Below are 22,628 nucleotides of genomic sequence, written 5' to 3'. Positions count from 1 at the left end.
TAGGGTTAGCCATCTACCGCAATGCGATCGCCATAATGTAAACAGTTTAATCGGTTGATTGTGTGATAGCTTGACCGAGATAAATAGCGCTAATATCTTCAGGAATAGTAGTTTCTAAAATTTTATACCCTCGTTCTAACAACATCCGCACCTCACTGGGAGAAATAGATTCTCCTTCAGCTTGTAAGTAGGCGGCGATGCGAGTTTCACTCCAGTGAAATGTCTGAGCCATGAGAATTATTAACCGTAACAAGGGTTCAATTTGATCTAAAGCCTGACCGACATAACACCACAGGGGGGGTGGCTGATCTTTGAGTGAGTAATGAATAGACTCAACTGGGGGAAGTTCAGCGCGGTTAATACAGATAGCACTAACGTTAATAATCCAGTTTTGTAGAGTTGTTTCGGAGTCGGGAGTTTTTTCATTACGGAGGTTCAGACCCCGCATTTCATAGAAAATGTGTCGCCAGGTCAAAGCAAATAAATACTCAGCCTGAACTGGTGATTTGACAGAGTGACCAATCAGAGTATAGACAATTAGGGCATAGCGACAGAAAACCACGACAAAGTACCGACCCCGATCTGGATGATTTTGAAAAAGGGTCAGGAGTTCCTGGTCGCTATGGTGGGTCAAAGACTTGACCAGGGTATGATTTGCTTCGGGGAAGTTAAGGGTTTGCAAGGTCTATCTGAGTATGCTACTTGGTCAATTTTATATATGATCCGCACCTTATGCTGGCGCTAAGTGGAGAATTTACGGGTGTTTTACCTGCCTCCATTGCCGTACTTGTCCAATTGGCGATGATTATACCAGAAAATTATCAGACTGCAATACGGAGACCTGTTCGGAGGTGGGGGAATGGGTGGCAATTTCCCAAAAATTTCGCGGCGGTTAGTAAAGTAGGGGTTGACAGGGGGAGGGAATGGCGCTATACTGGGTGTAGTTTATTATAATTGGATATTTGCAAAATTAAAAAATTTGTCAATATTTCCATTATATAAAAATAGTACCGCAAGCAAACGATAAAGTCAAGGGCATCCCCAAAAAAGTCGATTTTTTTTACATTTCTTAATTTTCGTTACAAAACTTAACATAATTACCCTAGTTGTATGATTTTTGTTAAACAGAAGGCTTCAAGTCGGTTGGGGGAAACTGTCGGTGTGAACAAGAGAATATGGTTAATCGTACCCGCGACGGTGTGGTTAGTGATATTTTTTGTAGTACCGCTGGTGATTGTGCTGATTTACAGTTTTTTGGAACGGGGAACCTATGGGGGGGTGGTGTGGTCTTTCACCGTAGGGCAATATCAACGGCTGTTGAATCCCCTATATTTGAGAGTGTTTATGCGATCGCTAGAGCTAGCGGCATTTACGACGATAATTTGTTTAGCGATCGCTTATCCGTTTGCATTTTTCATGGCGACCCGTCCTCGTGGTTGGCGGAATTTATTGTTAATGCTGGTAATCATTCCATTTTGGACTAATTTCTTAGTAAGAACTTATGCTTGGATGATTATTTTACGAGACCAGGGGGTGGTGAATACCCTACTACAAAACCTGCATTTAATTGATGAACCTCTCAACCTATTATTTACGCCGTTTGCTGTCCTAGTTGGTTTAATCTACGGCTATCTACCGTTCATGATTTTACCGTTATATGTAACCTGGGAGCGATTCGACTTTTCCTTAATTGAAGCGGCGCAAGATTTAGGGGCCAACGATATTCGCACAGTCGGGAGGATTTTATTACCGTTAACCAGACGGGGAATTATTGCGGGTTCTATTTTAGTATTCATTCCAGCTTTGGGAGCATTTATAACGCCGGATATTTTAGGAGGGTCGAAAACGGTGATGATTGGTAATTTAATCCAGAATCAATTTCTGCAAGCTCGTCATTGGCCTTTAGGTTCTGCTTTGTCTATACTGTTAATGATGTTAGTGATAATTCCTGTTTGGGTTTATTTCCAAATAGCTGAAAACGGTCAGTAATGCACCCACGAAGATGACGGTTTTTGAGAAGGTGAAGATTTAGGAAGCGCGACGATCGCTGTATCCCAGATATTGATTGTAGGAGGGATTCCCCAAGTATCGATAAGATTTTAATTCACTCATGACGATTTTAGGTTTGTTGACGTTTCGCTCCAAGTAAGATATAGGCAAGACAATCGGCCATAATAGTGATGCTAAGATGAGAACCTGCCATGAAGATAGTTGCGTTTTAGAGGTGTTGCGATCGCGCCAAAATTTTTGAAACAAATAGGCAAATGTGAGAATAGCGATCGCGAAATAGACGCGCACAATCAGGGTAACAATCAAAATCCTTCTCCCAATTCAACTTTTCTGACAACAGGTGTGTGGGGAAGTAGTCCCCCACTACTGACCACAGTAGAGCAAGTCGAAGCTCGATTAGGCAAATATCTAGTCATTAGTTTTGATGAACAGAATGTTCAATATTGCTTATAGTTCGGCTTGACTTGCCCCCATTATAAAAAATATTCAACGGATGTGTGTGACTTGAAACACTTAATTTTGCGAGTGGTATCACTCTCAGTATATTTGCGATTGTATTAGTTAGCTATCAGGATGATAAGGGAGATTTGAAGATTAGAATATCTGCCAATAGGAGTAGGATAGGATAATGAGTACAATATGAACCGATCAACTGTGACCAGACTTGATTTGCTAATCCGTTCCCTGGGTAAAACTGGACTGTGGGTAAATGTCGCCCTAGGGTTTGCGTTTCTATACCTACCGATCGCCATTTTAGTGGTTTATTCGTTCAATGCTTCCCGTTTTAATGCGGTGTGGAGTGGATTTACCCTAGACTGGTATAGGAGTTTATTGGGAAGCATTCCAGCACAGACGGCGGATCTATCGACGACGGGAGTTTGGTCAGCGTTATATAATAGTCTGATAGTGGCTACTATTTCCAGTGCGATCGCCACGATTTTAGGAACAGCGATCGCTTTAGGATTAGAACGCTATAAATTTCCGGGTTATCAGGTTTTAGAAAGTTTGCTATTTTTACCAATGGTCATTCCCGAAATCACCTTGGGGATTTCTTTGTTGGTATTTATGACCCTAATTTTTAGGCTAGTAGAAAACCTAACGGGGATACGATTAACTCTGGGTTTACCAACGGTAATTATTGGTCATATCACGTTTAGTATTTCCTTTGTCACGATTGTGGTGAGGGCGAGAGTAGCAGACCTTGACCCCAGACTAGAAGAAGCAGCATTAGATTTAGGCGCGAATGAATGGCGAGTGTTTCAGCGGGTGACTTTTCCGTTGATTTGGCCGGGTATTTTCAGCGCGGGTTTATTAGCATTTACCTTATCATTAGATGATTTTGTGGTATCATTTTTCACCAGTGGGGTAGGTGCTACCACTTTACCATTGTTTGTTTATGGTATGATTAAACTATCGGTTACGCCTGCGATTAATGCGATCTCAACTTTGATGTTATTAATATCGTTGATTCTGCTATTATCTTCTTTAAAATTGGGAGGTACTGCCGGGTTGGAGTAAAATCAGACAACAGGTGTTAGCAGGCGAAGTAGTGGTAACTGGGGAGTATAACCATCTGTAGGTGGAAACCCTCAGTTTGCCTTACCCCTAGAACCCAAGGGAGCGATCGCCAGAGAAACAGATATCCTGATTTACGAGGATAGCATAGCAAAATAGAGAATGTGGGCTGGTGATCTAACTGAACAAGATTATAGATAATCACCCCGACTCTGAGGATAAATATATTTATAATAGAGGTGAGTCTCATTTTAGTGGGTCGGATGGATATACAACAGGATTATAATCAACAGTGCCTTCAAAGGTTAATCTGGGCAATGAATCAGCTTGGTATTGATGTAGATGCGAAAAAACTGGTCAACATTTCGGAATTAATTGTCCAAACCATGACCGGACCTTGGCGGTATTTCCATACGCCAGATCATATTTTTGAGGTGGGGGGTTCGGAAGATGCGATTGAGGTATTAGCGGCTTTATTCCATGATGTGGTTTATGTACAGGTTGACCAAAGCGTTAACTTTAACCTTACCTATTACTTAGTTCCGTTTATTCGCCAAGTAGGGGAACATCTTTGGATTCGTGAAGCGGTGGATATTCCTGAAGATCCCACCTTTGAAATGGTGCGGATAGTTTTTGATATGTCTCCGGGTAAAATGTTATTGCCTTTAGAAGGGCAAAATGAGTTTTTAAGTGCTTTAGTGGCGGCGAAAGTATTACAACCTTTTCTGAGTCAAGAGTTGTTAGTGCAGATTGTCGCCTGTATAGAAGCCACAATTCCGTTCCGAACTCCCACGAAAACGGGATTAAATAATAGCGATATTTTATATCAAAGATTACAGGCGATCGTTGACAAATTCAACCTGAAATTAACGGATGCGGATCTGATCGAAACTGTGAAGCGATCGATTCGTCTGGCTAATCGTGATGTGCGGAGTTTTGCCGATCCTAGTTCAGCCAGATTTTTAGATAATACATGGAACCTAATTCCCGAAACCAATCATCATCTGAATAACCCTAGTGCTTACACGATTGGTCAGTATAGAACAGCCCTGCAAAAAATGGAAGGGTTTATGAATTTTCTCAAGCCGGAAGTGGTTTTTCATCAATTCCGAGGCTATCCAGAAGATAGCATTTATGAACAATTGGTATCAAGGGCAAAAACAAATATTGCGGTGGGTAGATTATATCTAGGTAGTAAATTATTTACTATTGCCTTTTTAGAAGCCTTATCTCTGCGGTTTGGTCGGGTAATTCCGGTTTCTACGTTAATGGGAGAAATGCCTTCAGAAAATTTTGTAACGGTTTCTTTGGTAGATTTTCTGCCGGAAATGGAAAATGATTATCAACCCCAAGATGAATTAGAATCTACGGTGCTTGTGCTTCTGGAAAAGGGGAGAACTCAGCATTCTTACTATGATATTAAAAATTCACCTTTGACAACATATATGGTTAAGCAGATGGGATTTAAAGAAATCCAAAATCAACGCAACCGCGCCCAAAAGTTTTTTCTACAGGAAATCTCATCGGAGGAATTTTTAGCCGGATGTGATCCACAAATTAAAAAAACGGTGACTGAGGGAATTGTCAAATTATTTGATACTCGGAAAGCTGCTTTGCTGGGAGGCTAAGTGTTATGGTTGCGTCAATCGTCAAAATTTCCGGTTATTTAACATTAGGTTAAGAATAGATTATAGGGGGGATTGGAGAGTTATAAAATTGCCAATATACTTTTATAATATAGGTGGCGAACTGATGTCAGTCCACGAGATGATCGGATGGATATATGAATCAGCGATCGCCTATAACTCTGGCACATTGATCAATCAATCCATAGACTGACCTAATTATTTACTGAAGGGATTATGAAACCTTTAAACCGTCGAACCAAAATTGTAGCTACTATTGGTCCAGCGAGTAATTCTCGTGAAGTTCTTTATCAAATGATTAAAGCTGGGATGAATGTAGTACGCCTCAACTTCTCTCATGGTAGCCATGAACAACACACGAAAACGGTCGCCCTACTGAAAGAAATTTCACAGGAGTTAAAAACATCTATCACGCTATTACAAGACCTACAGGGTCCAAAAATTAGGGTAGGACAGCTTCCTGATGGTGGCATACAATTGATGGCGGGAGAATATATTACCCTAGTTCCTATTGACGAATACGAGAGTAAACCTAATACGATTGCGATCGACTATCTGCACCTGGGAGAAGAAGCGGAAATCGGTGCCCAGGTTCTGCTAGATGATGGATTATTGGAATTAAAGGTTGAGGAAATTTCCGGTAATCAAGTTAAATGTAAAATCATTGAAGGGGGGACTCTGAAAAGCCGTAAAGGGGTTAATCTTCCCAGTTTAACTATACGTTTACCGTCTTTAACTGAAAAAGATCAGCAAGATTTGGAATTTGGGATTTCTCTAGGTGTTGATTGGGTGTCTCTTAGCTTTGTGCGGAATGCAGAAGATGTGCGGGTTCTTAAAGAATTTTTAGCGTCCAAAAATGCGTCACAAATATCGGTGATGGCCAAAATCGAAAAACCTCAAGCGATCGCTAATTTAGAGGAGATTATTTCCGAGTGTAATGGTTTAATGGTAGCCCGGGGTGATCTGGGGGTCGAAATGAGTCCCGAAAGAGTCCCACTACTGCAAAAACAAATTATTCGCCTTTGCAATCAAAAAGGGATTCCAGTAATTACAGCTACTCAAATGCTGGACAGTATGATCAATAATCCCCGTCCGACAAGGGCTGAAGCGTCTGACGTAGCTAATGCAATTATTGATGGAACTGATGCGGTGATGTTATCAGGGGAATCAGCGGTTGGTAAATATCCGATTCGGGCTGTGCAAATGTTAGCGAAAATTGCGGAAGATGTGGAACCGGAAATCAATTTCATCAACTACCCACCCGCGTTCAATGATGAGACCCATGCTATTAGTGAAGCGATAAATACCATTGATAAAATTATCAATCTACATTGCATTGTTGCCTACACTTGTAGTGGTTACACTGGGCAATTAGCGGCTGCTGAACGCCCGAAAGCGCCTGTGGTTGCCTTAACTCCTAATCCCAAGGTTTACCACCGTTTAAACCTAGTTTGGGGCGTGAAACCTCTGCTGCTGGAACAGGAGGTAGAATCGTTTGAGGAACTGATAAATCAAGCCCAAACTTATCTATTAGTGCGCCAAATGGCTTCCCCTGGAGACAAAATTTTGATTATTGGTGGTATCCCCTCGGGGAAAGCGAAGGGAACCAATTTTATCAAAATTCACACCATAGGATAATGAATAATTAATAATTGATAATTGATCACCAGGTGGGGCGGGTTTAGTAATCTTACTTGTGGGAAATTTAATTGACAGTGGAACCCGCCCCTACCGGATAATTGATAATGGATAATAGGGGATAATTAAAAGTAAGAATTATCTGCCTCTGGCGAGATTACGGAAGGTTGTATATTGGGGGTCAAAAAGTAGCTTGATAGTTCCTGTGGGTCCGTTGCGGTGTTTGGTGATAATAATTTCTGTCAGACCGCGATCTGGTGAATCTGGGTTGTAGTAATCATCTCGATATAACATAATTACCATGTCTGCATCCTGTTCGATGGAGTTGTGGACGATGATATTATTAGCGACAAAATTATGTAAACCGGGAACTGTTAAATCATATACTTCTGTTTCTCTGGCGGGTTCAATGGCGGAAATTTCATCCCAATAAATATTATTTTCGGCGGTACAAGCGATTTGATAACCCGTAGTCAATTTATCTAAACGTTCCCAGCCTGTGAGGGTAAAAAATTGATGATTAGCAGTGGCTGTTATGGTATATCCTAAACGAGTTTTTAAATCAAAGGTGGGCTTAACTCCGGTTGCAAAAACCCGCTGAACTGTAGCCTTTTCTAAGTTATGAGTGGCTGGATTTATAGCGAAAACAGAAAAGTCAGATTTTCCAACTAATTCTCGAATGGGAACTGGTAAACGACTATCTGCTAGGGTAACTAAACTATCTCCTGATAAACAACCAGACTCTCTTAAATCGGACATCATGGGACGTTTATTGGTGCGTGACTCAACGCCTCGGCTCAACTGGGAGAGGGTAATTACTGGGAGATTTAGTTCTCTGGCTAAACCTTTAAGCGATCGCGTAATGCGAGATAATTCCTGGACGCGGTTATCAGGGTTAGCCCCTTCCATTAACTGCAAATAATCAATTAAAACTAACCCCAAATTACCACCTTGTTGAGACTGTAGCTGGCGAGTTTTTGACCGCATTTCGGTAACTGTAAGGTTAGGGGTATCATCAATAAAAATTGGCAATTCTGATAGAGTTCCGATCGCCTGAGTAAGGGGTTCCCATTCAGCTTGGCTAATACGTCCGGAACGCAGTCGATTACTTTCAATTCTCGCTTCACTAGATAACAGTCGCTGAACTAACTGTTCCTTAGACATTTCTAGGCTAAAAACGGCAATTGGTAAATTATGCTTTTTGGCAATACTATGGGCGACGGAAATAGCAAAACTGGTTTTTCCCATAGACGGACGACCAGCTACAATAATTAAATCAGACCGTTGAAATCCTCCGGTCATGGCATCTAGGTCATAAAACCCGCATTCAATACCTGGTAAGGCTAATCCTTCTGAACGTTCTTCAATTCCCTGAAAGGTATCAATTAAGGTTTCTGAAATAGACACTAAATCGGGTTTGGGTTTAATTTGTGTAACGCCAAAAATCCGCTGTTCTGCTTGGTCTAACACCTTTTCTAATTCCATGTTAGTCTGATACCCTAACTGGGCGACTTCCTGACCAGCTTGGATTAACTTACGGCGCAAAAACTTATCTATTACTAATAAAGAATACTGGTCAATATTAACAGCGGAGATAGTGCGATCGACTAATTCGCCTAACTTCATCTGACCGCCAGCAGCATCTAATTGATTATGATCTGCTAACCAAGTAGTAACGGTCATTAAATCTGTGGGTTTTCCCTGTAAATGAAGGGTTAGGGTAGCCCGATAGATAGTTTGATGGGCGCTAATGGCAAAATGTTCTGGCTTGAGGATGTCGGCGACGCGACTAATAGCTTCGGAGTCGAGAAGTATACCACCCAAAATCGCTTCCTCCGCCTCAATATTTTGGGGAGGGTTGCGATCGTTGCTTAACGGCGGTATCGGCAGACTCTCAGCCATAATTAGGACATTGTAGACGGTAGATAGTGGCGGTTTGACAGTTATTAATTAGCGGTATTAATTAGCCGAAGCGGGGGCGCGTCGGGCTTGCGCCCCAGGATAGTTCTATGGTGCAACTACATGGATTTCCACTTCGGCGGTAACTTCAGGATGGAGTTTGATATGAGCCTTATAGAAACCGATTTTGTTAATATCAGGTAAGGTGATACCACGGCGATCTACTTCTTGACCTGTAGCCTTCTCAATGGCTTCGGCTAGTTCGCGATCGGTGACGGTTCCAAAGATCGCCTCATTTTCGCCGACTGGTTTAGCAACGGTAAACCGACCGATGGTTTCCAGGGCGGTTTTACGAGACTGGGCTTGTTGTTTAAGTTCAATCAAGCGTTGACGTTCTTCTTCCCGGCGGCGTTCTACCTGTCTGAGAATGCCGGGAGTAGCGCGGACTGCGAAACTATAGGGTAGCAAATAGTTGCGCGCATAACCGGGGGCTACTTCTACTAAATCGCCTTCGCGTCCTAATTTGCTAACATCCTTAGTGAGAACGACTTGAGTTCGCTTTGACATAATGGTTCCTCATAACTGTTTTAACCCAAACACTCTATCTTAGCGATATAAAGGGGGCGATCGCAAGTGAAAACGGAAAAATCTGTGTTGGGCAGTCCTGGCACATTTCAGGTATAATCGACGGTAAAATTTAATATGAGTTCACAATTGTACCTAAAATGACACAGACACAAGCCGGTCCGCCCCAAGACTCGCAAACCCCCGTTTCTGATGCTGTCATTATCGCTCAGGATGTCCATAAGTGGTATGGTAATAACTTCCATGTTCTCCGAGGTGTCAGCCTAAGGGTGAGACGGGGTGAGGTGGTGGTGATCATGGGTCCGAGTGGTTCAGGAAAATCTACGTTTATTCGGACATTTAACGCTTTAGAGGAATTTCAGGAAGGGAGTATTGTGATTGACGGGATCACGCTTTCCCATGATTTGAAAAATATTGAGGAAATTCGTCGGGAAGTGGGAATGGTGTTCCAGCAGTTTAATCTGTTCCCCCATTTAACTATCCTGCAAAATGTGACCCTAGCACCAATCTGGGTGAGGCGATGGCCGAAAGCTAAGGCTGAGGAGGTGGCTATGCAGCTTTTGGAAAGGGTTGGTATTCTGGAACAGGCGAAAAAATATCCGGGTCAGCTTTCTGGGGGTCAGCAGCAACGGGTGGCGATCGCCCGCGCCCTAGCTATGCAACCGAAAATTATGTTATTTGATGAACCTACGTCGGCTCTCGACCCGGAAATGGTGCGGGAAGTGTTAGATGCGATGCGGACTTTGGCTAGTGAGGGTATGACGATGGTTTGTGTCACCCATGAGGTGGGATTTGCGCGAGAGGTAGCCGATCGCGTTGTTTTGATGTCAGATGGTCTCTTGGTGGAAGAAGGGACTCCAGAGGAGTTTTTCAACAATCCTCAAGAAGAACGGACTAAGAGATTTTTGTCACAAATTCTATAGTAGAGTTGGGAACTTCCAACAGATAGCAGCAGAATATCGCAGAACATCAGGGACAAGCTATGTGTCGCTGGTGGCTTTTTCGGTTGGACTCAAATTCCCGGGAAGACGGTTAATAGATAGAGGATGCCAAAGTTGTTGGAGACGGTGCGCGGGAAGGGTCAAATAAAGAACATCTCCGGGACTTAACAGGGAGTCTAATAATTTCCAGCTATGTATAGTTTGGGAGTTGGTTTCGATGTACAGGGGGACAAAATCCACTCTGGTAGCCACATCTTTGACTCTTTGTCCGCAAAAGGGATGGTTAGCGGTGATTAGGGTAGCTAGGGCGACCCAAAGACTATCAGCGGTGATGCCATTGCCTAAAATTCTACCGCCGATCGCGGCGGCCGCAAAGGCAGGCGCAGCAATTTCTGTGGGACTCAGAACTGTCTCAAAATCAAATACCTGCTGAACCATTAGCCCAAATTGAGGGTCTTGGTTACGAACTATCATCCGCAGGTGGGGTGCTATAGCCCTGGCGCTGAGGGCTATTTCTAGGTTGGCGGTGTCGTCACTGGTGACGGCGAGGAGGACTTCTGCTTGTTGAACATTGACGCTTTCTAAGATAGACGACAGGGAAGCATCACCTTCGACAAAGGGTATTCTAAGCGATCGCACTGTACTGATAAAACGACAGTTAGGATCGCGATCAATTACTACTACCTCATAGCCGCTGCGGTGTAGTTGTTCAGCAATTTGAACACCAATGCCACCCAAACCACAGATTATATAATGGTTGCGTTGTGGAACCCGTGTAGCGTTGAGATATTCAGTTAACCTGGTTCCTAGTACAAAGTCATTAAGTAAGGCGTAACAGATACCAATTACCCCAGCACCTACTAGCATCATGATGGCGGTGAAGATTTTAATGCTATCAGGGGCATTCTCGGCGACTTTTTCATTACCCCCAGCCCCGGTAATCATTCCTACTGAAAAATATAGGGAGTCCACTAGAGAATTATCTAAGTTAATGCTTACATAAGTTAGGGTAGCCAAGAAAATTGTCAGCATTAAAACCAGGGTAATCAAAAGGGCTTTTTTGCCATGCTGTTGAAACTTTTTCAGGCTGTTAATGAATTTCATCCCCCTTTGATAGAGGCTGAAACGCTGGGTGCGGATACTGGGTTTAGTGGCAATAATTAGGCGATCGCCTACATCAAGTTTTTGTCCCTCAAGAACTGCTGAGACTAGATCTAAGTGGCTATTATTAGGAATGTAATAGATCAGCATTCGATCGCGATCGCACCATAGGTCATGGAGGCTTTTACCGACCCAAGGATGTTCAGGATCGATAAATTCCTCATGAATTGGCCAGGTTTGGTTAAATAGTCGCAGTTGACCAATAGCACGACTTCCCAAAGCCGCAAAGGTAAACACGGGAGCAGCCAGGGCGGAGACGCTCATGGTACTATGGTCTGGTAAAATGCGATCGAGGCTTTGTCCTAAATTAGTATTAAACAGACGGCTAATAATTCTGATTTTAGGATTGAGAATCCTGGCTTGCATTAAAATAGCTAGATTGGTAGCATCATCATTACCAGCCAGTACGAGGGTATGGGCGCTTTGAATACCAGCGGCTAACAGGGTAGAGGCGGCGCGAAAACTACCGACAACTACATCTGACCCTTCACCTTTTACGGGTTGCTCATTCACCCCTACAACAATAGCTCCTTGTTGTCTCAACAGACGAAAAATTTTGTAGCCAGTGCGTCCTAAGTTGCAAACGATAATTCTAGGTTTCATATTTCGTAAATTGTGGACTCCCCAGGGAGGGTCTAGGTCTACTGTCGGGTGTGTAACCCACTATTATGACAGCCCCAAATTATGACAATTGTATCCGATAACACCGTTTGCCGATTAGATAAATACAGGGCGATCGCTATCAATCACCCTGAGTTAGAAAATCTCTGAGTCAATCTATCTGTTAGTTAGCAAGGCTTTGGATTGAGATTCTCCGGCTTTTACCAGGTTTTTATGTAGCTGTACATTCAGCAGGAATAAGGCAGTCCATTGGATAGCTATAGTTAGGAAAAAGTCGATAAATTGTGCTGATTCTAAACTAGCCCAAGGCGCAAAAGACAGCAAAAATGGCACGGGATATTGGTCGGGTTGTATTGGTATCAGCACCATGCAAATGAAAGGAAATAAGACGATCGCGAGAACAATTCCTACGGCCCAAAGTTGCGGTTTGACGATTTTATTGAGTAGGACTAACTGCGCGACAGTTGCACAAATTAGAATCAAACCACCCAGGAAAACCAAGCCCAAAATCCACTGCCAATTTTGATGAGATTGGGAAGAATTAAATTGAAATTGTGCGGTCAAAATCCAGGGAGTCCACATGACAATTGTGATGATGATATTAGCAAAGACTGCTAACATATTGGGGCTTTTTTCTGCCCATAATAAATCCTGGAATAATTGGCGATTTTTTAGGTGATTACGGGTAGACTCTCGACGATAACGCGCCCAATCTTGCAAGGGTTGACGCTGAGGAGATAAGGCAGCGATCGCCAACAATAAGCACAAGGGAATTATCCCATATAGGAAAAATGTTCCTAACTCTTGCCATGAATTAGACCGGATTGGTGTGACAAACCCTAGCAAAAATAAGTTAAGACTAAATACTGCTAAATAACTCTGTTTTTTGCTGAGTAATGTGGTAGCGGGGTCACTAAAACGGCGGTTTAAAACTTGCCAAGTTCCCACCATTAAAACCACTAAAGTTAGACTCATAAACCCATACCATGCAGCTATATTATAGCTAACCGGAAGATTAAACCATTTAATCCATAAATCCCAGCGATTATTAAAATCTTGCCAAGCATTTTGGTTCTGGTTTGCTAATCTGGCTACACCAAAGATTAACTGCAAAAATTGTAAGCTGGGAAACACTATGAATGCAGCCATTAATGTCCCTAACCAACCGGCGGCAAATCCTACTAAAGGTAATAGCAGAGATAGGCTAAATAAACTCATGGCGACAATAGCAAATACCCCATATTGTAATAGCAGTAATCCGATGGGTATTTGTGCTTTAATAGCGACGATAGTCTGCAATGGTAAAGCTAAAGCCAGTCCTAGGTATAGTAAAATAGGAACACCCATTAGCTTTCCGGCTAAAATATCCCGACCTGGTTGGGGGCTGAGGCGGATAAAATTGAGAGTGCCGCGCTTTTCCTCTAGGGCTAAATCTTGAATTAGCATATACACGCCACCCAACATTAAAGCCATGGGTAAAATCCAATTCATGGTCAGAAATATATCATTCCACCAGGTTTGCCATTCAATAACTATGGGGAACTGTTTAGAGTCGATGATATATCTCCCATAGGGACTTTTTTCGGTGGGTAATTGAGCATAAAAGAAGAATATCAGCAGTGCTTGGCTGAGGAGAGAAACACTACTAACTAAGGTAATACTGCGAGGTTTGAGTCTGCCTTTTAGTTCTCGAATTAACTGGGGATTCCAGTTAGCTACAGATGCCATCAAATTAGGTATCATGATGATTCCCTCAAGTTAAGGATAGTTGGTTAATTTGGGGCGTTTTTAAGATGCCTGTTTATGTCCCAATTTCAAGAAAATTGATTCTAAATTATCCTGGGTGGGATAAAATTGGGTAATGGGTAAACCTGCATCTATGAGCGATCGCAATAAAAGGGCCTGGGTTTCTAAATCACCAGTAAACTGCACCCGTACTTGTTGACTGCCGGGAATTACTTCCCACTCTTCTATGTTGGCACAATTTTTCAAATGTGTAACTAAGGGATTAACAGATCCGAGAGTGGAAATAAAAATTTGTTGATGACTCAGGCGCTGATAGAGTTCGGCTAAAGATGCACTCTCGACTAAATAGCCAAGTTCCATAATGCCTATCGAGGTACAAAAATCCTCTAAATCGCTGAGAACATGGGAAGAAATGAGAATTGTCATTCCAGCTTCTCGCAGGGTTTTAATGATGTCGCGAAACTGTTGGCGGGCGATGGGGTCTAACCCAGAAACAGGTTCATCAAGTAACAGCAAGAGGGGTTGATGAATTACTGTCCGCCCTAAACTTAACCTTTGTTTCATTCCCCGAGATAGGGTAGCAATTAAGCTATGGCGTTTATGGCTAAGGTCCACTAATTCTAAAACTTCATAAATCCGTTGCGATCGCTTAGGTTCTCGGAGATAATATAATCCAGCGAAATAGTCGAGATAATCCTGAACTGTCAGATCATCATAAAGGGGAAAATCATCAGGGAGATAGCCAATATACTGCTTTAAAGTGGGATTAGTGCGATCGCGTAATAGCCTTTCTCCGTGAATATAAATCTCTCCGGTTGAGGGTTCTTCTGCAGTAGCCAGCATCCGCAGTAGGGTAGTTTTTCCCGCCCCATTAGGGCCAATCAGTCCGTAAACTTCCCCCGCCGCCACCTGTAGGTCAAGGTCATGAACTGCTATATGACGGTCGAATTGTTTGGTTAGTCCCCGGGTTTCAATCGCCAATTCTTTAGCCATAAGGGGTATTTTGTAAGTTCTTATTTTGGGACTACAATAATTACAATTGTGGTTACGGAAGGATCTTGATTATTCTTGCGAGTCTCGCTGCATATAGAGATAATAAACCCAGTGATGAGCATTAATCTATGAGCAAAATTGCCCTGTTTGGAACCAGCGCCGATCCTCCCACAGAAGGCCACCAGTCTATTTTAACTCAACTAGGTCAGAGATTCGATCGCGTGTTGGTATGGGCTGCTGATAACCCTTTTAAGTCTCATGGGGCTTCCCTGGAACATCGACAAGCTATGCTACAGGTGTTGATTAACTCAATTTATCCACCCCAAACTAATATTTGGCTGAAACCAGAACTTAGCAGTCGCCGCACGATTGAGACGGTCCACCGGGCTCGGAAATCTTGGCTTAATGACGACTTTACCCTAGTTATCGGCTCAGATTTGGTATCACAGATACCCCGTTGGTATAAAATTAATGATCTGTTGGGTGAGGTTAACTTATTAGTGGTTCCCCGACCAGGCTACGACATTGAAGACCCCGATTTGGCGAAACTGCGAGAGTTAGGGGGAAAAGTAGCGATCGCCAATTGGCAGGGTTTACCTGTTTCCTCCACTGATTTTCGCCAAGCAGGTGATCCTAATCCCATTCCGGGCGCGGTGGCTGATTATATCGCGCGCCAAAATTTATATCAATCTAGTTCTGGCCAGCAGTCCTGAATATGGCAGGAAATCCCCCACAACCATCGACTAGCCACCCCCTCGCTGACTTTAAGGTGGGAGTGGATAATATTATTTTTTCGATTGATACAGCGGCTCATCGCCTGTTGGTATTATTGGTAATGCGACAACAGGAACCTTTTTGCGATCGTTGGAGTCTTCCGGGAACCTTAGTGCGTCAAGGGGAATCCTTAGAAGATGCGGCTTATCGGATTTTAGATGAAAAAATTAAGGTGGAAAACCTTTATTTAGAACAGCTTTATAGTTTTGGCGGACCCAACCGAGATCCGCGAGAAAGTGCAGGGAGTTATAATGTCCGTTACCTATCTGTGAGTTATTTTGCCCTAGTTAGATTTGAGGAAGCGCAATTAATTCCTAATCAATCAACGGGGGTAGCTTGGTATCCCATAGAAGAAGTGCCATCTCTAGCATTTGACCATAATCAGATTTTAGAATATGGATATCGTCGCCTGCGTAATAAGTTAGAATACAGTCCGGTGGCTTTTGATGTACTTCCAGAACTCTTTACCCTAGGGGAATTATACCAATTTTATCTCACAGTTTTAGGTGAGGGTTTCTCGGACTATTCCAATTTTCGCGCCCGTTTACTCAAGCTAGGCTTTCTGTGTGACACGGGTATCAAAACCTCTCGCGGCGCAGGACGACCCGCCACCCTCTACCGCTTCGACGCTGAAGCGTTTAGCCCCTTAAAGGATAAACCTTTAGTTTTTGTCTAGTGCGCTAAATTAACAATTAACAATTAACAATTATAGCCGGGTTTCTCCCCCCACAGGTCAAGAAACCGGGTTTCTAAGCTGAAACCATAGGGCGGGTTTATTAAGATGGTTGTGGGGATGGAGAATTGACAATTAACAATTAACAATTAACAATTAACAATTAACAATTAACAATTAACAATTAACAATTATAGCCGGGTTTCTCCCACCACAGGTCAAGAAACCGGGTTTCTAAGCTGAAACCATAGGGCGGGTTTATTAAGATGGTTGTGGGGATGGAGAATTGACAGTGGAACCCGCCCCTACAATTATTAATTATTAATTAAACTTAATGCTTGTAAGTCCTGTTTGGCTTGGAGAAAGCGCCCTTGTAAGAGGGCAGAAACCCCCCGTAATACTAAAAACTCTGGTTGTTCAGGATTTAATGCTAAGGCTGGTTGTAGGGCAATTTCGGCGGCTCTGGCGTTAAAATTATATAGGTGTACAAAGGCGAGATAAGCATGGGCGAAGGGGTTATTAGGATCGAGTTTGGTGACTGTTTCTAAAGCGGCGATCGCTCCATTTACATCCTGTTCTAACACGGAAGCTAAAGCTAGGCTATATGCTAGGTTTAAATTATCGGGTTCTTGGTTTAACCTATAGGCTAGGGTTTTTTGAGCCTGTTTGGTATAGTCCTGAACTGGATCATATTGGTTAATGCGACGAATTTCATTAAAAATCACCTCCAGTCCCTGTATACCCTGGGGAAGTTTGAGGGCTAGTTGCTGAAGTTGGGTAATTAAATCCAATTCTGGGGCGGGTAAGGCGGCTGCATTAGGGTCAATAGTCAGGGTAATGGGGGGGGATGCGATCGCTAAGGTTTCCCCGGTTTCTCGGCTTAAATAGGTGGCTTGCAGAGTATAATTGCCGGGGGTAGCATCGGGTGGGGGTAGCATTGCCATGCGTTCAACCACCTCGAACCCTGTGGCTGTGTCTTCTGGTAATTCTAGCCGCCCTGAACCTATGGCGCGATCGTGGAACCATTGGGTATTATTGTTATCATCTAATGCAGTCCAAGTCAATAACACCAAACCTGACTCAAGCTGCTGTGGGGGACCTGACCAAATGTAGGTAATGGGAATAGGAACCCCTGGGGGGGCGCTTTCAGGAACAATTACCGCCTCTAAATTCACCACCTCGGAAATATCGGCGCGGGGGGAAACTTCGACGGGTGAGGGGGTGCAACGATGAAGGTTTAAAGTGTTACCATCTGGTAGGATCCAATTGCGATAAACTGGGAACTGAGGACCTTGGGCGATCGCAGTGACCATCAAGGTTTGGGCTTCTTTAATGCGATCGACAGAACCCTGATCTCCCGTTTTGGTGATAAACCAACAGAGGGAACCAGCATCTTGAGAAACTTCGTCATAAGCAATACCGACCTGGCGACCGTAAACCTGAAAATCTTTAATTGCGCCATAGTAGTCGATATTATGCTGATTGATATTTTCGGTGGAAGGCAAAACCCCGATGGTATTCTGTAGGTAGGGTTCGGCTGCCAAAATGGTTGAGATAATTTCTGGGTGAGGCCAGTTAACGCCTATTTCTGCATGGCGGGTATTTCCCGGACTTAGCAAGCTGCGGAATTGTTGACCGGGAACTCCCCCCACCGGCCACAGAGTTAAAATCATTAACAACACGGCTAAAGCCATGGTCCCCCAACGTACTCTCATCCCCCACCATTTCGGCCAGAGTGTGAGTCCCCAAGCTAATACAATTGACAGCATGGGTAATAGGGCGAAGTTGTAGCGGAAGTCTTTATTGGGGTTGAGGGAACAGAGTAAATATCCCCCCACCAGAAATACTGCTAACCAGGCGAAACCAGATTTCGGGGTGTCTGGGGGAAGGCTGCGCCACCGAATTAGGTAAAGTAAAAAACCGACAATGGGAACTAATAATAACGGCCAGGACACATGATCGGGGAGGAGACTTAGATAGTAGGTCCAGGCTTCTGGGTCGGTTAAGGGTGGATCGCCTTCGGCGCGCGCGGCGTATATGGTGGCGCGTTGTACTGATGTGATCATTAACAGCCAGGTATTTGACAGCCACGGACCGAAGACTAACACGGACAGCAAACCAGCGATCGCCATTTGAAAAAACCTTCCCCAGTCCCGTCTTTTTAGGGTTCCCACCGTTACCCACAACAGGGGAACAAACAAAAATAGGGCGGTGGTTTGTTTGACTAAAAATGCGAGTCCTACGGATATTCCTACAGCGATCGCCCATAACCACTGATAACGCGGTTGTTCACATTTGCGCCACATGGTCAGCAGGAAAAAACAGAGGGCGACACTGGCGGTGACCGGATAATCTAGGAGATATTCAAAACGATATAGATATAATGCGGGGAGTAATAAGCATAAACCCGCCGCCCATAAAGCTACTTGGCGGTTAAAAAGTTGGCATCCGATACCGTAAACAGATCCTAGTAATATAGCACTGAACAACAGGTGTACTAGGTTGGCGGTGTCTGGACTAGGAGCAAATATATTTTGAAAGGGAATGGTGAGAATATATACCAGGGGGGGAATTTTGGCTGACAGGTTCCAGATATAATCCCACCACTGACCGGAAAACCATTGGGGGTCTTGGAAGGCGCGGCGGTAGATCAGGCTTCCTGTTAGGTAATAGGCGGGGTCCCAGGCTGGTACAGACCGATCAAAGATAAACCAAAGGCGATCGCTAATGGCTCCTATTAGCCAGATTATACTAATGGCGATCGCACCCGTTATTTTTTTTGACCCTTCAACGATAACCTTTCCCTCCCGATAACTCTGAACCTGATCAAAATTAAACCGAGTTTCCCAGACAATATTAGACACCTTCGCCCCAATTGCCCAAGAAACCCGATTTCCGATGTAATTATACTAGAACAAGCCTAAAGTGAAGGACTTGTCAATGGGGAAAGTTGCGCCAATACCCAGCCACAGGGTCACAAAAGTTCCGAATAGGAATATTGCTGTAGCTACAGGACGACGGAAGGGGTTTTGAAACTTATTGACATTTTCAATGAAAGGAACCACCAACAGACCCACGGGAATGGAAGCCATCATTAACACCCCTAACAATTTGTTGGGGACTACCCGCAGAATTTGGAACACCGGCCAGAAGTACCACTCTGGCAGAATTTCCAGGGGAGTCGCAAAAGGATCGGCAGGTTCTCCTACCATAGCAGGGTCAAGGACTGCCAAACCAACGATTAGCGCAAAAGTTCCAACGATAACTACCGGGAAAACATATAGCAGATCATTAGGCCAAGCTGGTTCACCATAGTAGTTATGGCCCATACCTTTAGCGATTTTCGCTCTCAAGACTGGATCACTGAGATCCGGCTTTTTCATTACTGACATGGTAAGATCGCTCTCCTTAATATTTTGAGATCAAATGGATATGTTCTAATTATCCATTATGATTCGGCTCTGCCACCATCGGGGTAGCAAAAGCTACTCCCGTCCGATGGTTTAAGATTTAGGCAGACCTTAGAGGGGGCCTGAAATACCTTGTTTACGGATCATCAGGAAGTGCAGCAACATGAATACTGCAATCAACCAGGGTAAAACGAAGGTATGCAGGCTGTAGAAACGGCTGAGAGTGGGTTGCCCTACTGCAGCACCACCCCGCATCAATTCAACAATGGTTGAACCTACAATGGGGATAGCTTCGGGAACCCCAGACACAATTTTAACCGCCCAATAGCCGATTTGATCCCAGGGAAGAGAATATCCAGTTACGCCAAAGGAAACTGTGATCACTGCCATAACTACCCCTGTTACCCAGGTGAGTTCCCGTGGCTTTTTGAAACCGCCAGTTAGGTAAACCCGGAAAACGTGCAGGATCATCATTAATACCATCATACTGGCAGACCAGCGATGGATAGAGCGAATCAGCCAACCGAAACTTACTTCTGTCATGATGTACTGAACAGAGGTAAATGCTTCGGCGACGGTCGGCTTATAATAGAAGGTCATCGCAAACCCAGTAGCAAACTGGATTAAGAAGCAAACTAGGGTTATCCCACCCAGACAGTAGAAGATATTTACATGGGGAGGGACGTATTTGCTAGTGATGTCGTCGGATATCGCTTGGACATCTAGCCTTTCGTCAAACCACTTGTAGGTTTTTGATTCGGTGATTTCCTTTGAGAACATGAAGCTAGGATTCCTAAAATATTAATTGCTGCCTTGGTTGTTAGGTCTGAACTGATACATTTACGCGACATTTTTCCGGTTGTTCCCGGACAATGCGACGATAGCACTATTACCCGTTAAGGTAACAGAGGCGGTATCCCGCAAAGCTTTTAGAAAGATTCCAAAAGCACCGTTCCAGTCCCTGGGTAGAGTGAACCCGCACTCCGGACATCGGAACACTTTTGAGCCACCTAGCTGGGAATGGACATGACCACAGTGAGTACAGGTTTTGCTGGTGTATTCTTCGGTCACATCTACAACTGTTCAGTTATTTCCCCTTGATGTCTCAGGGTTAGTTTGAATCGATAATGCGCCCATGTCAGCATGGTTCGGGCAGTCTTAGACCTGATTAGACGCTTCACCTGACTGGCCATATTGGAAGTCTCGAAGGTGGGCAAAAAAATCAGGCTGTGTTATGGGATGGTCAGGGATGTGACCCAATCAACCAAGGGGTTGAAGTCCTCACAGGGTAGTTATTTCGCCCATTTCAGCTCGATTTCATACCCGAAGGTCTCGCACCATACTTGGTATTATACCGTATTGCCGTAAAATGTTAACCTAATTTGAGATTAAATCATGCTCTAACGCTCAGATGGGTCAATACACCAGACTAGCCAGACTTTCCCGTTTAGTTTGGTTAAAGGTCTCTGTCAATTATATGGCAGTGCTAACCTTGAACCCAACGGGTGATTTATATCTCTGACTTGAGAAGATCGGGGATTGGTTGAATGCCTCTCAGTTCAGTCCTAGGGGACCTGAACGCAGATGCTGAAATTTCACCAAGTGCTGAGGATAGCAGACCCAGTGTTCTGATACATTTACGCGACATTTTTCCGGTTGTTCCCGGACAATGCAACGATAGCACTATTACCCGTTAAGGTAACAGAGGCGGTATCCCGCAAAGCTTTTAGAAAGATTCCCAAAGCACCGTTCCAGTCCCGTGGTAGAGTGAACCCCCACTCAGGACATCGGAACACTTTTGAGCCACCTAGCTGGGAATGGACATGACCACAGTGAGTACAGGTTTTGCTGGTGTATTCTTCGGTCACATCTACAACTGTTCAGTTATTTCCCCTTGATGTCTCAGGGTTAGTTTGAATCGATAATGCGCCCATGTCAGCATGGCGCGGGCAGTCTTAGACCTGATTAGACGCTTCACCTTGGCAACCATATTGGAAGTCTCGAAGGTGGGCCCAAAAATCAGGCTGTGTTATGGGATGGCCAGGGATGCGACCTAATCAACCAAGGGGTTGAAGTCCTCACCGGGTAGTCCCCACGCCCATTTCAGCTCTATTTCATACCCGAAGGTCTCGCACCATACTTGGTATTATACCGTATTGCCGTAAAATGTTAACCTAATTTGAGATTAAATCATGCTCTCATAAAAAATGTAACATAACTTTAATCATTATTTGAATGAGCGAAAATCAGATTTCCCCAAAATCAAGTCCCAATTCTCCCGGCGGCGGAGAGTATTTATCTCTATTGCTGGCGGTGGCTTTTTTACTGTTTCTCATGCGGACGGCTTTTCCTTGGCTATTGGCGATCGCCTCTTTTGTGGGTGTTTGGATGCTATGGCGATACTACTCCTACCAGTCTCGCCGCCTACAACAGAGTCTGGATCAGGCTTTTTATGCTTTGATCCGGGAACATGAAGGACGGATCACCCCTTTGGATCTGGCTTTGGCTACTCAGCTTCCCGGTCCCCAAGTTCAGGCTTATCTCGACCAAAAGGCGCTGGAATTTGCGGCTGAGTTTGAGGTAACAGATGATGGTAGGATTTTTTATACTTTCTCGACGGTAGCTTCTGTGACTGTGGCTGACCCAGAACCTGCTATTGATACGGAAATGGCGACTGTGGCTGACCCAGAACCTGCTATTGATACGGAAATGGCGACTGTGGCTGACCCAGAACCTGCTATTGATACTCAAGTTGTGAACCTTCCCCGTCAGACAGTGGAACTTCCCCCGGTTTCTGTTAATCAAGGTCCACTGGTAACCGGGTTTGATGTACATCCCCATAATATTAGACCCCGGAAACCAAAACCCGTTGAACTCTACCCCGCGCCGCACGCCTGCGAGTATTCTCAGGAAAGCCAGGAGTTTCAGTCGCGGCCAGAATTACCTAAGTCGGAGATCACCGAGTTGATGGAACGTAATCGCTTAGGCGATCGCTTTTCGGCGGACTAAGTTGATA

Annotated in this window: 18 protein-coding genes and 2 pseudogenes; 8 read left to right on the top strand and 12 right to left on the bottom strand. The window is 44.1% G+C overall.

Going from position 1 to position 22,628, the window contains the following annotated elements:
- Positions 1 to 46: 46 nt before the first annotated feature.
- Positions 47 to 682: a sigma-70 family RNA polymerase sigma factor gene (locus NLZ44_RS19970; RefSeq protein WP_493750914.1), complete on the bottom strand. Its 636-nt coding sequence runs from the start codon at positions 680 to 682 to the stop codon at positions 47 to 49.
- Between the two features lie 428 nt (positions 683 to 1,110).
- Here NLZ44_RS19970 and NLZ44_RS19965 point away from each other — a divergent pair, with 428 nt between their 5' ends.
- Positions 1,111 to 1,989, top strand: coding sequence for an ABC transporter permease (locus NLZ44_RS19965; protein WP_493750913.1), 879 nt, complete (start codon positions 1,111 to 1,113; stop codon positions 1,987 to 1,989).
- A gap of 39 nt (positions 1,990 to 2,028) precedes the next feature.
- Here the strand turns inward: NLZ44_RS19965 and NLZ44_RS19960 are convergent, their stop codons facing one another.
- A complete protein-coding gene (locus NLZ44_RS19960) occupies positions 2,029 to 2,316 on the bottom strand; it encodes a hypothetical protein (protein WP_493750912.1) in 288 nt (95 codons plus the stop codon).
- Between the two features lie 333 nt (positions 2,317 to 2,649).
- On the opposite strand from NLZ44_RS19960, the gene NLZ44_RS19955 reads away from it, so the two are divergent.
- The 3 genes from NLZ44_RS19955 to pyk all read left to right on the top strand — a co-directional run bounded on the left by NLZ44_RS19955 (position 2,650) and on the right by pyk (position 6,809).
- Positions 2,650 to 3,528: an ABC transporter permease gene (locus NLZ44_RS19955; RefSeq protein ID WP_111892152.1), complete on the top strand. Its 879-nt coding sequence runs from the start codon at positions 2,650 to 2,652 to the stop codon at positions 3,526 to 3,528.
- Between the two features lie 260 nt (positions 3,529 to 3,788).
- Positions 3,789 to 5,153 carry a hypothetical protein gene (locus tag NLZ44_RS19950; RefSeq protein WP_493753034.1) on the top strand — a complete coding sequence of 455 codons (1,365 nt, stop codon included), beginning with the start codon at positions 3,789 to 3,791 and terminating at the stop codon, positions 5,151 to 5,153.
- A gap of 234 nt (positions 5,154 to 5,387) precedes the next feature.
- Positions 5,388 to 6,809, top strand: a complete 1,422-nt coding sequence (gene pyk / locus NLZ44_RS19945) for a pyruvate kinase (protein ID WP_493750911.1) — start codon at positions 5,388 to 5,390, stop codon at positions 6,807 to 6,809.
- A gap of 138 nt (positions 6,810 to 6,947) precedes the next feature.
- Here pyk and dnaB read toward each other — a convergent pair whose 3' ends face one another.
- Positions 6,948 to 8,711 carry a replicative DNA helicase gene (dnaB, locus tag NLZ44_RS19940; RefSeq protein ID WP_493750910.1) on the bottom strand — a complete coding sequence of 588 codons (1,764 nt, stop codon included), beginning with the start codon at positions 8,709 to 8,711 and terminating at the stop codon, positions 6,948 to 6,950.
- A 105-nt stretch (positions 8,712 to 8,816) separates the two neighbouring features.
- Positions 8,817 to 9,275 (bottom strand): 50S ribosomal protein L9, encoded by a 459-nt coding sequence (rplI, locus tag NLZ44_RS19935; RefSeq protein WP_006669164.1) that lies wholly within the window; start codon positions 9,273 to 9,275, stop codon positions 8,817 to 8,819.
- 158 nt (positions 9,276 to 9,433) lie between these two features.
- Here rplI and NLZ44_RS19930 point away from each other — a divergent pair, with 158 nt between their 5' ends.
- On the top strand, positions 9,434 to 10,216 hold the full coding sequence (locus NLZ44_RS19930) for an amino acid ABC transporter ATP-binding protein (RefSeq protein ID WP_493750909.1): 783 nt from the start codon (positions 9,434 to 9,436) through the stop codon (positions 10,214 to 10,216).
- Positions 10,217 to 10,273: 57 nt separating this feature from the next.
- Here NLZ44_RS19930 and NLZ44_RS19925 read toward each other — a convergent pair whose 3' ends face one another.
- From NLZ44_RS19925 to NLZ44_RS19915, 3 genes are all read right to left on the bottom strand, one after another.
- Positions 10,274 to 11,998 (bottom strand): potassium channel family protein, encoded by a 1,725-nt coding sequence (locus tag NLZ44_RS19925; RefSeq protein ID WP_493750908.1) that lies wholly within the window; start codon positions 11,996 to 11,998, stop codon positions 10,274 to 10,276.
- A gap of 174 nt (positions 11,999 to 12,172) precedes the next feature.
- Positions 12,173 to 13,759, bottom strand: a complete 1,587-nt coding sequence (locus NLZ44_RS19920) for a hypothetical protein (protein WP_493750907.1) — start codon at positions 13,757 to 13,759, stop codon at positions 12,173 to 12,175.
- Positions 13,760 to 13,804: 45 nt separating this feature from the next.
- Positions 13,805 to 14,755, bottom strand: a complete 951-nt coding sequence (locus tag NLZ44_RS19915) for an ABC transporter ATP-binding protein (protein WP_493750906.1) — start codon at positions 14,753 to 14,755, stop codon at positions 13,805 to 13,807.
- A gap of 128 nt (positions 14,756 to 14,883) precedes the next feature.
- On the opposite strand from NLZ44_RS19915, the gene NLZ44_RS19910 reads away from it, so the two are divergent.
- Both NLZ44_RS19910 and NLZ44_RS19905 read left to right on the top strand, forming a co-directional pair.
- On the top strand, positions 14,884 to 15,468 hold the full coding sequence (locus NLZ44_RS19910; protein ID WP_493750905.1) for a nicotinate-nucleotide adenylyltransferase: 585 nt from the start codon (positions 14,884 to 14,886) through the stop codon (positions 15,466 to 15,468).
- A 2-nt stretch (positions 15,469 to 15,470) separates the two neighbouring features.
- On the top strand, positions 15,471 to 16,205 hold the full coding sequence (locus NLZ44_RS19905) for an NUDIX hydrolase (RefSeq protein WP_008050717.1): 735 nt from the start codon (positions 15,471 to 15,473) through the stop codon (positions 16,203 to 16,205).
- Positions 16,206 to 16,516: 311 nt separating this feature from the next.
- On the opposite strand, the gene NLZ44_RS19900 is transcribed toward NLZ44_RS19905, so the two are convergent.
- The 5 genes and pseudogenes from NLZ44_RS19900 to NLZ44_RS19880 form a co-directional block, all read right to left on the bottom strand.
- Positions 16,517 to 19,066: a glycosyltransferase family 39 protein gene (locus NLZ44_RS19900; RefSeq protein ID WP_493750904.1), complete on the bottom strand. Its 2,550-nt coding sequence runs from the start codon at positions 19,064 to 19,066 to the stop codon at positions 16,517 to 16,519.
- A 45-nt stretch (positions 19,067 to 19,111) separates the two neighbouring features.
- Positions 19,112 to 19,594, bottom strand: a complete 483-nt coding sequence (gene petD, locus NLZ44_RS19895; protein ID WP_006616442.1) for a cytochrome b6-f complex subunit IV — start codon at positions 19,592 to 19,594, stop codon at positions 19,112 to 19,114.
- A gap of 129 nt (positions 19,595 to 19,723) precedes the next feature.
- Positions 19,724 to 20,392: a cytochrome b6 gene (gene petB / locus NLZ44_RS19890; RefSeq protein WP_006616443.1), complete on the bottom strand. Its 669-nt coding sequence runs from the start codon at positions 20,390 to 20,392 to the stop codon at positions 19,724 to 19,726.
- Between the two features lie 60 nt (positions 20,393 to 20,452).
- Positions 20,453 to 20,841 (bottom strand): annotated as a pseudogene (locus NLZ44_RS19885) (zinc ribbon domain-containing protein); the annotation flags it as partial.
- 408 nt (positions 20,842 to 21,249) lie between these two features.
- A pseudogene (locus tag NLZ44_RS19880) lies at positions 21,250 to 21,641 on the bottom strand (zinc ribbon domain-containing protein); the annotation flags it as partial.
- Positions 21,642 to 21,847: 206 nt separating this feature from the next.
- Here NLZ44_RS19880 and NLZ44_RS19875 point away from each other — a divergent pair.
- Complete coding sequence (locus tag NLZ44_RS19875) at positions 21,848 to 22,621, top strand: hypothetical protein (protein WP_493750903.1); 774 nt, start codon at positions 21,848 to 21,850, stop codon at positions 22,619 to 22,621.
- The last annotated feature ends 7 nt before the right edge of the window (positions 22,622 to 22,628 follow it).

It is taken from the genome of Arthrospira sp. PCC 9901, assembly GCF_059013425.1.
Note: the sequence above shows the minus strand (reverse complement) of the source record. Positions and strands in the feature narration are given on the sequence as shown.